The organism is Streptomyces sp. NPDC001093, from assembly GCF_040298985.1.
Lineage (GTDB): Bacteria > Actinomycetota > Actinomycetes > Streptomycetales > Streptomycetaceae > Streptomyces.
In genome coordinates, this window is record NZ_JBEPBF010000188.1 from 1 (window position 1) to 13,860 (window position 13,860).

Below are 13,860 nucleotides of genomic sequence, written 5' to 3' on the forward strand. Positions count from 1 at the left end.
GCGGGGCCGCACGCCCCCCGGTCAGCGGACCGACCTGAGGTCGGTGATCTTCAGGGTATTCAGGTCGGACCGGACGTCGATCCGGCTGACCTCGGCGTGCGGCCCGTCACCCCAGGTGAGCGTGACCCGGCTGGTGGCGTGTCCGGCGCCGGAACCGGTGTAGGTCACCTGCCACTTCACCGGCACGTCCTGCGCGAAGAGAATGCCGTCGGCGTGCTCCTTCTTCTCGAAGGCGGCGACTTTCCTCTGTTCGGCGCCGGAGAGGTAGAAGGCACGCAGCGCCTTGGCGGCGGTGCCGGCGGACCTGTCGTCGGTGGACCAGACGGCGTCGATGTAGGCGCCGTAGAAGTCGGCCACGTGCTGGGTGGCGTTGCGCGGGTCGCCCTGGGCGGAGGACACGGCGGAGGCACGGGTGGTGTGGCTGGCGCCGGCTCCCGCGAGGGCGGGCGTGACGGCGGCGAGGGTGAGGCCGCCGGTGAGGGCGACGGCGGTGATCAGGGTTGTGCGACTACGCGCGGACATAGGTCTCATTCCCCCGGTTTCGTTACGACCGGGCTGATCCCGGCCGTCGACGGCCTTTAAGACCTCATTTCCCTCGCGCCGGTTCCGCTTCCCCTCGGCTTTTTCCCACTTCGGTCCCGGAACATGAGGCCGCCGGACGGTTGTGCCGAATTCCGGTCGCTTCTCCGCGTCCTTTCGGTCATTCCGCCTCGGACGGCCGGCGGGCGTGCGGCCCTTCGACGAGCCGGGCGAGGTTGTCGAGGGCCATGCGGGTGCCCCGTTCGTTGTCCTCGCGGGGGATGTCGTCGGGGATGCCCTCGTGCAGGATCTCCACGTCGGTGCCGCCGTCGGCCGCGGTGAGCGTGGTGGTCATGGTCATCGTCCCCCTTACGGCGTCGTCACCGGTCTCGAACTCGAACACCTCCACCACCAGCGCGCCGGGCACGAGTCTGGCGAAATGGCCGTGGTACGTGTCCGTGTGCCCGCCCGACTTGCCCGTGGCGGACGCGTCGTCGTAGGTCAGGGAGACCCGGAAGTGGCCGCCCTCCCGGGCCTCGAAGGTGTGGACGCGGGCGGTCATGCCGTCCGGGACCCGCCAGGCCGCGATCGCGTCGGCGTCGGTCAGGGCCCGGTAGACGGCGTGCGGGGGCGCCTGCACGCGCCGGGAGGCTCGGGTGGCGTACATGGGCCCACGCTAGCGGGCCGGGGGGCAGCCCGGCTCGCTGTGCGGGAAAAGGGCGGGGCCGGGGTCCGGGAGGTGGGTGCGGACCCCGGCCCCTGGTCTGTCGGGGCCCGGCGGTGGCCGACCGGGCTCGCCGGCCGTCCGGTCAGGGCTTGCGGGCGACCGCGCCGTACATCGCGATGTCCTCGTCGCGGATGTTCTGCTCGCCGGTGCCGTCGGGCCGCCACTTGTGGACCTGGACGATGCCCGGCTCGACCAGCTGAAGGCCCTCGAAGAACTCATGGGCCTCGTCGAGGGTGCGCAGCCGCATCGGCATGTTGCGGGCCGCGTACTCACGGGCGACCCGGCCCACCTCCTCGGGCGCGAACTCGGCCGTGCCGATGGACATCGCCAGATGGCTGCCCGGGGGCAGCGGCTCCAGCAAGCGGCGTACGACACCGACCGCGTCGTCCTCGTCGAGCATGAAGTGGACGATGGCGATGACGGTGAGCGCGACGGGCTTGTCCAGGTCCAGGGTCTCGCGCAGTTCCGGCGCGTCCAGGATGGCCGCCGGATCGCGGAAGTCGGCCTCGATGTAGGAGGTTCGGCCCTCGGGCGCGCTGGCCAGCAGGCCCTGGGAGAGGGTGAGGACGATCGGGTCGTTGTCGACGTAGACCACCCGGGACTCGGGGGCCACGGCCTGGGCGATCTCGTGCAGGTTGGGCGAGGTGGGGATGCCGGTGCCGATGTCCAGGAACTGGCGCATGCCCGCCTCCTCGGCGAGCCAGCGCACGGCGCGGTTCATCCAGTCGCGGTTGGCGCGCATGTGGACCGGGAGCGCGGGCCACTCCCTGGACATGGCGTCACCGGCCTCCTTGTCGGCGGGGTAGTAGTCCTTGCCGCCGAGGATGTAGTCGTAGATGCGGGCGGAGTGGGCGTTCTCGGTGTCGATGCGGTCGGCCGGCCATCCGTTGTCGGGCAACGCCGTGTCTCCCATTCGGGTCGGGGTGGGGGGCTTGCGTACGAGCGGGTTCGTCACAGCTCCTTGCGGATCGCGCCGAGCAGGGCCTCTGTCTTGCGGGCGGGTGCGGCCTGGGCGCCGAGCCGGTCCAGCGCCTCCCGGTACACCACGACGTCGTCCGCCTTGTCGAGGTAGACGGCCCCGACCAGGCCGTTGAGGTACACGATGTCGGGCAGTTCGCGGGCTCTGAACCGGAAGAGGTGGTAGGCGCCCGCCCGCATCGCCGGGTGCGGGCCGTGGGCGAACGGCATGAGCTGCAGGGTCACATGGGGCAGCCGGTTCACCTCGACGAGGTGGTCGATCTGCGCCCGCATCACCTGCGGCCCGCCGACCGGCCAGCGCAGCACCGTCTCGTCCATGACCACCCACACCCGCGGCGGCGCCTCGCGGGCCAGCAGTTCCTGGCGGCGCATGCGTAGCGCGACCCGGCGTTCGGTGGCCTCGGCGGAGGCGTGCGGGTTCTCGGCGCCGAGCAGCGCCCGGGCGTAGTCCTCCGTCTGCAACAGGCCGTGCACGAACTGGTTCTCGTACGCGCGGATCTGCAACGCGGCCTGTTCCAGGCTGAGATACGCGGCGAACCAGTCGGGCATCACATCGCGGTAGGTGTGCCACCAGCCGCGCTTGTTGGCCTCACGCACGGACTTCAGGAAGGTGTCGATCTCGTCCTGGTCGGTGACGCCGTAGACCTGGAGCAGCTTCTCGGCGTCCGCGAGGCGCAGCCGGGCCACCTTGGCGGCCTCCATGCGACGGATGGTGGAGTGGCTGACCCCGATGGCGGCGCCCGCCTCGGCGTAGCTGAGGCCGGCCCGGGTGCGCAGCTCCTCCAGCTGCCGGCCGAGGATCATGCGCAGGACGGAGGGGGCGCCTCCCCAGTCGGTCTCCGTGGTCACGCCCCACACCCCCTCACCAGGTCATTGGGACACTGTCGCGCACGATCGCTCTCCGGGCCCATTCGATCACGTTCCGGCCGAAGCAGCATGCACTTCGCCACTTGCAAATTTCAACTTGCCGGTTGCGAGGCGTCGTTGGCGGATGCCACAGTGGAACCACTGCTCCGGCCGACCCAAGGAGCAGGCGCCACGGCCGGGTTGGGGGAGACCGGGCCACACCACGGCCTCGTGGGAGGCGTGTCGTCTGCTGCGCGCGGTCGGCCGACCCCCACACCCCCCACGCGAGGCCGGACGAAAGGCGCACGGCGATGGCTCCGCCCTCTGTCCCCCAGCCGCTCCACCACCCACCCGAGCACCGGAGCCCCGCCCGACCACCCCTGCCTCCCGGCTCCTTGCGCCTCCCGGCGGTACCCCGCCGGCCCCGGGCCGGGGACCGCCCGGACCCGACTTCCGCTTCCATACAGCACCCGTACCGGTCCCCCACCGACGCGGACCGACCACACCCGGCACCGCACAACGCGAGCCGGTCGGACCGGGTTCCGGACAACCCGAGCCGCTCAGAGCGGGCTCCGGACAGCGCGGACCACCCGGACCCGACGCCGGACCGTGCCCACCGCCCACACCCGCCCCTGCACGGCGCAAACCAGCCAAACCGCAGCCTGGACGGCGCGGAACGCCGACACGGGTGGGCGTACGCCGCTGACGGACCAGACCCCTGCGCCGACGCGACGGACGCCCCGGACCGAGCCTCGGACCGGGAGCGCCCACGCCCGGCGTCGGGCGACACCGACGACCGCCCGCGCCCCGCCCGGGAGGACACCGGGGACCACCCCCACCCCGCCCCGGACGCCCCGGACCATGCGCATCGACCGCCGGTCCCCGCCGGCGGCCCGAGACCACCCGGAGGCGGGCGTCCCGGTCGACTCCCTGGGCCCCTCGGCCCCGACCGGCTCGCCTCCGGGGACCCGCTCGCCCGCTCGGCCGCCGCGTTCGACCTGGCCGCGCAGCCGACGGCCGTCGGCACGGCCCGGCGTGTCGTAGATGACCTGCTGACCGCCTGGGGCGTGCCGGACGGCCCCCGGGACGACGCGGTCCTGGTGACCTCGGAGCTGGTCACGAACGCCCTTGTGCACGCGGCCGGCGAACGGATCGCCTGCCGGCTGCACGGTACGGCGGACCTGATACGGATCGAGGTCGAGGACCAGGACGGCGGCCCCACGCTGCCGGCGGCGCGCCGCCCGGGACCCGACGACCAGCACGGGCGCGGGCTCTTCCTCGTCGACGCGCTGAGCCGCGACTGGGGCGTGACGCCGGAGTCCGGCGGGCCCGCCCGGGTCGTCTGGGCGGAGCTGCCGTACGACGACGGCTGAGACCACGCCCGCCACTCCCCCCCTCGACCGCCAACGGACCATCCCCCACCAGTCCGAAGGATGCCCATGCACCTCGTCGCCGCCTCTCCCGCTCCCGCCCCGGCGCCGTCCGCCGACCCGTCCTGGACCCGCACCCACCCCAAGCCGGGCTCCCGGGAACAAGGCCGCTGACCCCCGGCACTGCCCCGGCCCACGCCACCGCCCCGCCGCGTCGCTCCCCGCCCTCCCGTGCCGAAACCACCCCTGCGCACCCCCCACCAGCCCCCGAACCCCGGTACATTCGCCGCCGGTGCGGGAGGTCCGCATCCGTCGGGGCTCGGCGTCCGCACGGGTTCCGGGTCGTCGCGCGAGCCGTTCCCTCGGGGGTGTGCATGGTCTGGTCGGTGATCCGCCGGAGGCGGGCCGCCACGGACGGGCTTCCCGTGCCCGGGCGGTGCGGGCCCGAGGCCGGCCGGCACGTCCTGGCCACCGAACGGCTGTTGCTGTTCACACCCCGGACCCGGCTGGACGTGGCGGCGGCGCTCGCCGCCTGCGCCGATGCCGAGGCGCAGCACTGGCTCGGCACCCAGGCGGACCGGGTGCTGCCCGATCCCGGCACCCGCAAGGCCCTGCTCGCCTGGCGGCCGGCCGGCGACGACGGCCGCCGGGTGCCCCGGAAGCTGGCCCAGCCGTACGCACCCGGCCCGGACGATCCCCTGCTGCTCGTGTGCGTGCGCAGGTCGGACCTCGGCTATGCCGGCGCCCTCGAACTGGAGCACCGCACGGGCGAGATGGGCGGTTGGCTGGCGCCGGCCTGCCGCGGCCAGGGCCTGGGCGCGGAGCTGTTCCGGGCGGGCGCCGCTCTCGCGCACACCCATGCCGGACTGAGCACGGTCCGGGCGGGTGCGGAGCCCGGGAACACCGCGAGCCGGCGGGCCCTGGCCCGGGCCGGCTTCGTACCGGACGAGGGGCCGACCCGGCACACCCTGCCCGACGGCCGTGTGGTCGCGGCCGTCTGGCACCGCCACCACAGCGCGGCGGCCTCTCGCTGCCGCTGACGACCACCCGATCACCCCCCACCCCTGACGGAGAGCCGACAGACGTGACAGACACCGGATTCAGCCCCGAGCGGATCGACACCGGCAAGCCGCACTCGGCGCGGATGTACGACTGGTTCCTGGACGGCAAGGACCACTACGCCGTCGACGCCGAGGCCGCGAGCAAGGTGCTCGAGCTCTTCCCGGGCGCCAAGGACGCGGCCTGGGCCAACCGGGAGTTCATGCACCGGGCCGCCCGCTTCGTCGCCCGTCAGGGCGTGGACCAGTTCCTGGACGTGGGCACCGGGATCCCCACCGAGCCGAACCTGCACCAGGTCGTCCAGGAGGTCACCCCGAGCGCCCGGGTGGTGTACGTCGACAACGACCCGATCGTGCTGCGGCACGCCGAAGCCCTGCTCCAGGGCAGGCCCGAGGGCCGTACCGCCTATCTGCACGCCGACGTCCGCGAGCCGGAGCGGATCATGGAGTTCGCCCGGGAACATCTGGACCTCGGCCGGCCCGTGAGCCTCTCGCTGATCGCGCTGCTGCCGTTCGTCACCGACGAGCAGGATCCCCACGGTGTCGTCCGCACCCTGCTGGAGCCGCTGCCGTCGGGCAGCTTTCTGACGCTCTCCCACGCCGGTGCCGAGTTCGACCCGGAGGTCTGGGAACGGATCGCGGCCGTCTACCGCGCCGGCGGCACCCACGTCCGGGCGCGCTCGCACGCCGAGGTGAGCCGTTTCTTCGACGGCCTGGACCTGTGCGAACCGGGCGTCGTAGCGGCCACGCGCTGGCACCCCGAGCCGGGAACGCGGGTCCTTCAGGAGCAGCCGGTGTACGTGGGGGTGGCCCGCAAACCCTGAGGCCGCTCGCCGAGCGGGTTCAGTCCCGGTCCCCCGCTCGTGTGTGGGTGTCCAACGCCGCGGCGGCGGTGCGCAGTTGCCGGGCCGCCGTGGTGCAGGCGGCGGCCTGCTGCTCCAGGGTGGGGCGGCTCCAGCCGGGCGCCGCCGGGCAGCCGCTCAGGGTGGCCGCCGTGGCGAGCAGCTGACGGGCGTAGCCGTCCATGAGGTCGGCGTCGGCCCGCAAGCTGTCGGCGTGCGCGAGCAGTTCGTCGGCCGAGGCCGTGGTCGCTCGGGGGGACTCGGTCACCATGGCGGCTCCCACTCGACTGGGGTAGGGGCAGGGGGGATTCAGCGCGGCAGGACGGTGCCGGCGCTGCGATGGAGCATGAACTGGGGGCAGGCCAGGACGAACAGGGGCCGAGCCCGGTCGAGGCCGAGCCGGCGCAGCTGCCCGGCGAGGGGTTCGGCGGCCGCGGTGTCCAGCCGCAGCCGCACGCCGGTGCCGGGGTGCAGCCGCAGCCTGCCGTGGGCCCGGACCAGGGTGCGTACGGTGCTCTCGGCCCGGCGGCCGTAGAGGGGCCAGTCGGCCTCCGGGCAGCGGATGCCCGGTCCGAGCCGGCCCTCGACGGTGAGCCCGAGGTCCCCCGACCGTACGGCGATCTTCCGGCCCATCAGGTCGGCCTCGGCGGTGGTCCGCATCGCGGGCTGGCCCCAGATCTCCCGGGCGACCACGCGGGCCTCGTCGCTGGTGACGGCGAGGGAGAGCACGTAACGGCCGGTGCGGCGCAGGTCGGCCCGGCGCAGCAGGTCCGCGCCGATGTCGTACGGGCGGGGCCGCCACAGGTCGTCGACCAGGACCGACAGGGCGATCTCGGTGTACGGGCCGATCGTGGAGCAGCGGTGCTCGTGGAGCGACAGCACGGCGAGGGCCCGTCGGCCCAGCCGGCTCGGCGTCGGCGGGGTGACGCCGGGCAGCAGGCGGCGCGCCGCGTCGGCGGAGACGGGGAAGCAGAGGTGGACGGCGGAGGAGTCGTAGTAGCGCACCGGCACGTCGACGGGGCCGGCCGTCGTCGGGATCGAGGTGGTCGGCAGGGTGAGGAACGGGTAGCCCTCGGGCGGGTGGGCGCGGTCCTTGAGCTGGTAGGCCTGGGTGCGCACGATCGGCCCGCGGTACGGCGTGAGCGCCGCGTCGACGTCCTCGCGGGCTTCGGGAATGACCGTGCGCAGGTGCTCGATGTACTCGCGGAGCATGTGGCACAGCGGGAACTCGTGGATGGGCCCGGTGTAGTCGACCGCGTACCAGTGCGGGTGCGGGTCGAACGCGGAGCCCGCGTCCCGGCCGTCCAGGACGGCCACGATGTCGTGCTGGTTGGTGATGGCGGCGACCCAGGTGCGCGGGTCGGCGGGCTTCTTGTCGTCGACCGGCGAGCCGACGGCGACGACGTGCGTGACCCGGTAGGTGCGGCAGAACTCCTCGTCCTGGGCGAGGTTCATCAGCGCGAGCCCGCCCTCGCCGTGGCCGATCAGCGCGAGGTCGGCGCCGCGCGGGATGCCGTAGTCCGCCAGGGCGCGCAGGATCGAGCGGGTGTAGGGCGAGTCGGTCATGACCAGGTTGCGCCAGGCGCCGACGAAGTCCTGCGGGGCGTCGCTGCGCGGCCGGCCCGGCGCCATGCCGGGCACCTGGACGACATAGCGGACGACACCGTCGGGACCGCGCACGTTCTGCACGAGGATCCGCCCGTCGGTGGACAGCACCTCGATGTTGCGCAGAAACCCGAGGAACGAACCCTCCGTGGCGATGAACTGCTTCTCCTGGTCCGTGAGGTCGACGGCCTCGGCCGCGCCCTGCCCCTGGTCCGTGTCCTTCAGCGGATCGTGCGGCGGACCGGCGGGCACCTCACGCCCCGCCGCGAGCGCCCAGCCGGTCTCGTCGTGCTTCGGGTCCTCGTCCAGCAGGGCCCGGATGGCGACCAGTTCGGCCATCAGCGGCGCCAGCCCGGACAGGGCCCGCTGGGCACCCCGGTCCCGGAACAGCGCGCGCAGCGCCCGTACGGCCTCCAGGTCGCGGTCGGCGGTGACGGCCTCCAGCAGCCGGCGCATGCCCGGGTCGCGTTCGAACTCGGGGTGGTCGACCAGCACGGCGGCGATCCTCAGGCGCAGCGAGGTGACGGCGACCAGCGCGGCCAGGCTCTCCCGGCCCAGTACCGCACCGGCGGCGCCGAGCACCTGGCCCATGCCCTTCGGCGCGGTGATCGCCGAGCCGCCGAGCCCCTGTGTGTGCGTCAGGGCCCGCAGCAGCGCCCACCGGGCGGCGAGGCCGGTACGGGGACGGCGGCGCGCGGAGGCGGTCAGGGGCGGCGCGCACAGCGCGGTGCCGGTGCGCGCGGACACCGCACGGATGCCCTCGGCGACGTCCACCACGTCCCGTGCGCACCGGCGCAGCAGCTCTCCGGCGTCCCGGCCGTCCGGCGCGAGCCGTCCGGGTGCGTGGCCGTCCGCTCGCATCCGACGCTCCCTCGCTCTACGACGTACGACACATGACAAGGTTCAGCCGCACCGGAGGGGCGCGATCCCGGTCCCATCGTCGGCCAGGGACACCACGCCCGCACCTTCATCCGTCCAGGCAGCGGAACCCACGCCGGTGACCGCGCGTGACCGTACGAAGATCGCTGCGGTGGCCGCCCGCGGGGCTCCCGTGCTCACTCGGCGCCTCACGCCCCGGGCATCAGCCCCGCCGCGACCGTGGCCCCGAGTTCCCAGCACGCCTCCGTGTCGGCCTTGCCGGGCGCGCCGGTGACCGTCACCGCGTCGGCCGCGCGGCGCCAGCCGAGGCCGGTGGTGACGGCCTCGATGGCACGGACGGCGCCGGTGACGTCGTTGCCGCCGTGGACGTAGTAGCCGAACGGCCGCCCCCGGGTCTCGTCCAGGCAGGGGTAGTAGATCTGGTCGAAGAAATGCTTCAGCGCGCCGGACATGTACCCGAGGTTCGCCGGTGTACCGAGCAGATAGCCGTCGGCCTCCAGGACGTCGGAGGCGGTCGCGGACAGTGCGGCCCGGCGGACGACGCGGACGCCCTCGATCTCCGGTGCCGTGGCGCCGGAGACGACGGCCTCGAACAGCGCTTGGCAGGTGGGCGACGGGGTGTGATGGACGATCAGCAAGGTAGGCACACCCCGCACCCTGCCGTGCCCCCGCGGCGCCTCGCAAACGGCGGGCGTGGCGGGCGGCGCGGCGGGGTAGAGGCTGGGCACGAAGAGGACGGAGGGGCTGCCGTGACGAGCGCGGGTGCACCAGAGGCCGGCCTCCGCCCGGAGCGCCTGCCGGCCGGTTACCGGTGGCGGCCGGCGACCACCGCCGATGTGGAGGCGGTCCACGGTCTGGTCACCGCATGCGAACGCGTGCTGCACGGCCGTACCGTGACCGGCGCCGACCGGATCACCGCCGAGCTCACCCTGCCCGGTCTGCGGCCGGAGGACGACACGCTGCTCGTCCACGACGGCACGGGGGCACCGGCCGGCTACGGCTGGGTGAAGGGGCGGCGGGCCAGGGTGCATGTGCACCCCGGTCACCGGGGCCGGGGCCTCGGCGGCGCGCTGCTCGCCTGGACCGAGACCAGGGCCCGGCGAGCGGGCAGCGACCGGCTCGCCCAGACGGTCCCCGACGTCGACGGCGCCGCGACCGCGCTCCTGCGGGCCGGCGGGTACTCCCGGCTGGTCACGGAGTGGCTGCTGGAGATCGCGCTGCCGGGCGAACCCGAGGTGCCCGATCCGCCGGCGGGCGTCACCGTACGACCGTTCCGGCACGGCGACGAAAGGGCCGCGTACCAGCTCACGGAGGACGCGTTCGACGAGTGGCAGCCGCGGCGGAAGAGCTACGCGGAGTGGGCGCGGCACACCGTCGAGCGCGCCACCTTCCTGCCGGCGGCGTCACCACTCGCCTTCGCCGGCGGCGAACTGGTCGGAGCCGTGCTGTCGCTGGAGGTTCCGGGCCACGACGAGGGATACGTCGAGCGGGTCGCGGTACGGCGCGACCACCGCGACCGGGGCATCGCCCGCGCGCTGTTGTGCGAGGCGTTCCGCACCTTCCACCGCCGCGGCAGGCCGGCCTGCACCCTGTGGACGCACTCCGGCACCGGCGCGCTCTCGCTGTACGAGCGCCTGGGGATGACGGTCCGGCACAGCACCACGGTCTACGGCAAGCCGCTCGTCTCCGGCTGACCGGGGTCCGGGCCGTCCCCGCGGGACAACGCGCTCGGCGCTGTCGGTGCCCTCGGTCACAGTTGCGGGGCGCGGTGGTCGCGGCGATGGCGCTCGCGACGCTGCGCGGCGGGTGCGCGAAGTCGGCGGAGAGTGACGGCAGGAACGCCTCGAGCGCGTCCCCGGCCGCCGGCGGAAGGGGCCGGGGAAACGGCGGCGGCGAGCGGTGGTCCGGTCGGCGCGGCCGGTTCGGCCTGCGAACTGCCCGTCCGTTTCGACATCGCCAAGAACTGGAAGGCCAAGGCGATCGACGCCGAAGCGGAGCTGTCGAAGGCGCCGAAGGGCTCCGCCGGCGACGTGCGCGGGTCGCTCCCCGACGCGTTCCTGCGCCAGGGGCCGGTCACCGCTGCCTGCGAGATCGACGCCAAGCCGGCGGGCCACATCGGCTTTCTGCGCGTGTGGACCGGCACGGCACAGAAGGCCGACGCGGGCAGCGTGCTGCGGGAGTTCGTCGCCGCGGAGGACGACGTCAGCAAGCAGAAGTACCACTCCTTCACAACCGGCGGCGGCCTGACCGGCGTCGAGGTGGAGTACCTCTGCACCTCGGCGGGATGGACACCGATGAGCACGAGGCGATGCGGCCCGCGTACGAACTCGCCAAGCGGACACTCGAGTTGACCTGAGCACCGCCGCCCGGCCGGTTGCCGTCGGCCGGACGCCGTCAGTAGCGCAGGCGCCGGGCGCGAAGCAGCATGACCAGGCCCGACATGGCGAGCAGCATGCCGAGCGCCGCGGGCCACAGGTGGGTCCCGGTCTCCGCGAGCGCGCCCTGCGTGCCCTGCGGTTGGGGCCGTGCGGTGGCGGGCGGGACGGACCCGGCGGGGCTGGCCTGGGCGGACGTGGACCGGCTGGGTTCGGGCTGGGCCGCCCCGGACGGGGTGGGCGAGGATGTGAGCCCGGGGGCGGACGTGGCCGTGGACGGCGCCGGTTCGGTGGAACCGTCCTGCTTGGCGGTGTGGTTGCGCCTGGTGCGGCGGTGCTGCTTGGCCGTGCCGTTGTCCGGGGTGGTCGTGTGGCGGTCCGGTGTGATCGTCGCGTCGGTCCTCGGTTGCGCGCCGGGCGGTGTGGCCGAGGGCGCCGGAGCGGAGGTGGCGCCGGCGGTGGCGCCGGGCTGGTCCGTCGTACCGGAGCCCGGGGCGGCCGTCGTACCGGAGCCCGGGGCTGCCGTCGTACCGGAGCCGGAACCCGGCGTGGGCGACGCCGTCGTACCCGGGTTGTCGCCGCCGGGGCCGCAGGTGCGGCCGGAGTTGATGCAGTCGACCATCTGGCTCATCAGGTTCTCGTCGAAGACGTTGATGAAGTCGCCGTGGTCGGTGACGGGCTTGTGCAGTTGCTCGGGGAAGGAGTCGACCGCGAAGAGCGGAACCGTGCGGCCGCCGTCCTGGAGGCTCGGCGCCTTGACGTCGTAGACGATCCGCTCCACCAGCTGCGGAATGGGGCGGAAGCCGGCCGGGCAGGAGCCCTCGGGGGCGGTGAAGGCCACGTGGGTGCGGTGGTTGGCGCTGTCGATGTTGCGGCCGTCCCAGCAGCTCTGGAACCGGAAGCTGCGCACCACGTCGCTGCCCGGCGGGCACAGCGGGTACTTGTCCTTCAGCTGCCGGTTCTCGTAACCGGTGCAGCTCCAGGAGGCGTTGGCGTTGCCTGGCCCGTTGACAAAGGCCTTGGCGTCGCCGGTGATGATGCGCAGCAGGCGGGGCATGGCGGTGACCTTGCCGAGCGGGTTGCCGGTGAAGGTCAGGGTGACCTGCTGGGGCGTGACGATCCGGCCCGCGTTGCCCTCCGTGCCGCCGCCCGGGGATCCGGCGTCCCGCTCCTGGGTGCCGTTCTGCAGGCGCAGCACCGGCCAGTAGTACGAGGACTTGTCGCCCTTGTCCACGCAGCTCGTGCCGGCGTTCGCCAGGTCGTCGTCGCTCGCGAAGGCGTTGTTGCCCTGGTTGCCGACGTAGTCGTGGAAGTGGTGGGCGCCGTTGGAGACACCGGGGGCGACGATGACGTTGTCGGAGTTGAACAGGCCGTTCGCGTTGACACCGCAGTCGGAGGTGAAGCTTCCGCGCGAGGCGTCGGCCTGCTGCGGCGGATTCGACGCGGCGGGTGGTGCGGAGGTGATGTCCGCGTAGTCGGAGACGACGGGTCCGTTACCGCCCTGCCCGGCGCCGCCCGGCTGGGCGGCCGAGGTCGGGGCGGCGGTGGGCTGGGGGGTGGTGGACTGGGGGGCGGTGGACTGGCTGCCGTCGCCCGCGCCGTCGCTGCCGGGGCGCAGGGTGCAGGCGGCCAGGTCGTCCAGGCCTTGCGGGCGCTCCCCCGCCCGGTCGATGGCGTCGGTGATCCGGCCGATCGCCGCGGCCCGCTGGTCCTTCAGCGGGTTCATGATGGTGCCGTCGACCGGGCCGGAGTTCTGCCCGCCGGCCTGCCCCGACTGCTGGAGCTGCCGGTACGCCTCGGCCGTCTGCCGGTCCAGCAGGGCGAGTTCGCGGTCCACCGCGGGACGGGCCGCGTCCGGCACGGCGGTCAGCCGGCTGCCGACATCGGGGCAGTCGATGGTCGTCATGCGCGCGGACAGCACGTGTCCGGTTCCGTTCGTGCCGGATCCGTCGCCCCAGCTCTCCGTCGCCGAGGCGTAGACGTTGGCCGCGACAAGGCCGCCTCCGCCCAGCATCAGGGCGATCGCCGCGAAGGTCGCGCGTCGTGTGCGGGTCGGGCGTCTGCGCCTGTTGCGTGCCAAGGTCGTCCCCAGTGTGGTGTGTGCGCCGGTCGGGCATGGAGCTCCCCGGCCTCATACGGAGGGCGGCACGGATGTGTTCAACGGAATCGCGGATTCACCGGGACCTCACAGGAAAACGCGGCACTCGCCCCTTCCCCTTCGAACGTCACCACGAACATCACAAATACGTATCGGACATTTCGCGCCTCAACCTTCACACGAGGTACACACGTTGGCTAGGTTGACGCGAGGCCGCCCGGCCCTCGACCGGCCGGACGCAACGGCCCAACCGCCCCGTGAGGCAAGGAAGGAGCGTGTCTTCCATGGCGCCGGAGAGCCGCGACGAGGTGGCCCAGGACGAGGTTCGGCAGCGGGTCGACTCCCTATACGACCAGGCCGAGAACGCGACCGGGAACTACAACGTGACCCGGGCCGTGGCCTCGGTGACGCGCTCACGGGGCGTCCCGCTGGCCAAACGCCCGGGGCGGCGATCGGATCCCGCGCTCGACGCGATCACCCGGCAGTGGTTCGACGGGGCACGCGCCAAGCTCGGCCCGACCGTCCCCGCGGTGCTGCCCGCCGACCGCCTGCCCGACCGCCCT

Annotated in this window: 12 protein-coding genes and 2 pseudogenes; 6 read left to right on the forward strand and 8 right to left on the reverse strand. The window is 73.7% G+C overall.

The features are described from left to right. Positions 1-21: 21 nt before the first annotated feature. The 4 genes from ABT288_RS46230 to ABT288_RS46245 all read right to left on the reverse strand — a co-directional run bounded on the left by ABT288_RS46230 (position 22) and on the right by ABT288_RS46245 (position 3,073). Positions 22-522 (reverse strand): hypothetical protein, encoded by a 501-nt coding sequence (locus ABT288_RS46230; RefSeq protein WP_351621985.1) that lies wholly within the window; start codon positions 520-522, stop codon positions 22-24. Positions 523-700: 178 nt separating this feature from the next. After that, complete coding sequence (locus ABT288_RS46235; protein WP_351621988.1) at positions 701-1,186, reverse strand: SRPBCC domain-containing protein; 486 nt, start codon at positions 1,184-1,186, stop codon at positions 701-703. A gap of 142 nt (positions 1,187-1,328) precedes the next feature. After that, positions 1,329-2,144 (reverse strand): SAM-dependent methyltransferase, encoded by an 816-nt coding sequence (locus tag ABT288_RS46240; protein WP_351621991.1) that lies wholly within the window; start codon positions 2,142-2,144, stop codon positions 1,329-1,331. A 53-nt stretch (positions 2,145-2,197) separates the two neighbouring features. Continuing rightward, complete coding sequence (locus tag ABT288_RS46245; protein WP_351621994.1) at positions 2,198-3,073, reverse strand: Sco1979 family transcriptional regulator; 876 nt, start codon at positions 3,071-3,073, stop codon at positions 2,198-2,200. A 308-nt stretch (positions 3,074-3,381) separates the two neighbouring features. Between ABT288_RS46245 and ABT288_RS46250 the strand changes: the two genes are divergently transcribed. The 3 genes from ABT288_RS46250 (at position 3,382) to ABT288_RS46260 (ending at position 6,322) form a co-directional block, all read left to right on the forward strand. Next, on the forward strand, positions 3,382-4,443 hold the full coding sequence (locus tag ABT288_RS46250) for an ATP-binding protein (protein WP_351621997.1): 1,062 nt from the start codon (positions 3,382-3,384) through the stop codon (positions 4,441-4,443). Positions 4,444-4,826: 383 nt separating this feature from the next. Beyond that, entirely contained in the window at positions 4,827-5,480 is a 654-nt protein-coding gene (locus ABT288_RS46255) for a GNAT family N-acetyltransferase (protein WP_351622000.1), read from the forward strand. A gap of 44 nt (positions 5,481-5,524) precedes the next feature. After that, entirely contained in the window at positions 5,525-6,322 is a 798-nt protein-coding gene (locus tag ABT288_RS46260) for an SAM-dependent methyltransferase (RefSeq protein WP_351622003.1), read from the forward strand. Between the two features lie 19 nt (positions 6,323-6,341). On the opposite strand, the gene ABT288_RS46265 is transcribed toward ABT288_RS46260, so the two are convergent. The 3 genes from ABT288_RS46265 to ABT288_RS46275 all read right to left on the reverse strand — a co-directional run bounded on the left by ABT288_RS46265 (position 6,342) and on the right by ABT288_RS46275 (position 9,471). Next, entirely contained in the window at positions 6,342-6,611 is a 270-nt protein-coding gene (locus ABT288_RS46265) for a hypothetical protein (protein WP_351622006.1), read from the reverse strand. A gap of 38 nt (positions 6,612-6,649) precedes the next feature. Continuing rightward, a complete protein-coding gene (locus ABT288_RS46270) occupies positions 6,650-8,806 on the reverse strand; it encodes an acetoacetate decarboxylase family protein (RefSeq protein WP_351622008.1) in 2,157 nt (718 codons plus the stop codon). A 206-nt stretch (positions 8,807-9,012) separates the two neighbouring features. Continuing rightward, positions 9,013-9,471, reverse strand: a complete 459-nt coding sequence (locus ABT288_RS46275) for a flavodoxin family protein (RefSeq protein WP_351622010.1) — start codon at positions 9,469-9,471, stop codon at positions 9,013-9,015. Between the two features lie 102 nt (positions 9,472-9,573). On the opposite strand from ABT288_RS46275, the gene ABT288_RS46280 reads away from it, so the two are divergent. Both ABT288_RS46280 and ABT288_RS46285 read left to right on the forward strand, forming a co-directional pair. Then, on the forward strand, positions 9,574-10,518 hold the full coding sequence (locus tag ABT288_RS46280; RefSeq protein ID WP_351622012.1) for a GNAT family N-acetyltransferase: 945 nt from the start codon (positions 9,574-9,576) through the stop codon (positions 10,516-10,518). 132 nt (positions 10,519-10,650) lie between these two features. Then, positions 10,651-11,180, forward strand: a pseudogene (locus ABT288_RS46285) (lipoprotein). A 38-nt stretch (positions 11,181-11,218) separates the two neighbouring features. Here the strand turns inward: ABT288_RS46285 and ABT288_RS46290 are convergent. Then, positions 11,219-13,213, reverse strand: a complete 1,995-nt coding sequence (locus ABT288_RS46290; protein ID WP_351622015.1) for a DUF1996 domain-containing protein — start codon at positions 13,211-13,213, stop codon at positions 11,219-11,221. 368 nt (positions 13,214-13,581) lie between these two features. Between ABT288_RS46290 and ABT288_RS46295 the strand changes: the two are divergent. Next, positions 13,582-13,860: pseudogene (locus tag ABT288_RS46295) on the forward strand (C40 family peptidase); the annotation flags it as partial.

What these genes read in the sequence shown, in the direction of transcription:
- ABT288_RS46250 (WP_351621997.1), top strand. Translation starts at nt 3,382, where the DNA reads ATGGCTCCGCCCTCTGTCCCCCAGCCGCTCCACCACCCACCCGAGCAC.
- ABT288_RS46290 (WP_351622015.1), bottom strand. Translation starts at nt 13,213, where the DNA reads ATGCTGGGCGGAGGCGGCCTTGTCGCGGCCAACGTCTACGCCTCGGCG.
- ABT288_RS46265 (WP_351622006.1), bottom strand. Translation starts at nt 6,611, where the DNA reads ATGGTGACCGAGTCCCCCCGAGCGACCACGGCCTCGGCCGACGAACTG.
- ABT288_RS46230 (WP_351621985.1), bottom strand. Translation starts at nt 522, where the DNA reads ATGTCCGCGCGTAGTCGCACAACCCTGATCACCGCCGTCGCCCTCACC.
- ABT288_RS46270 (WP_351622008.1), bottom strand. Translation starts at nt 8,806, where the DNA reads ATGCGAGCGGACGGCCACGCACCCGGACGGCTCGCGCCGGACGGCCGG.
- ABT288_RS46235 (WP_351621988.1), bottom strand. Translation starts at nt 1,186, where the DNA reads ATGTACGCCACCCGAGCCTCCCGGCGCGTGCAGGCGCCCCCGCACGCC.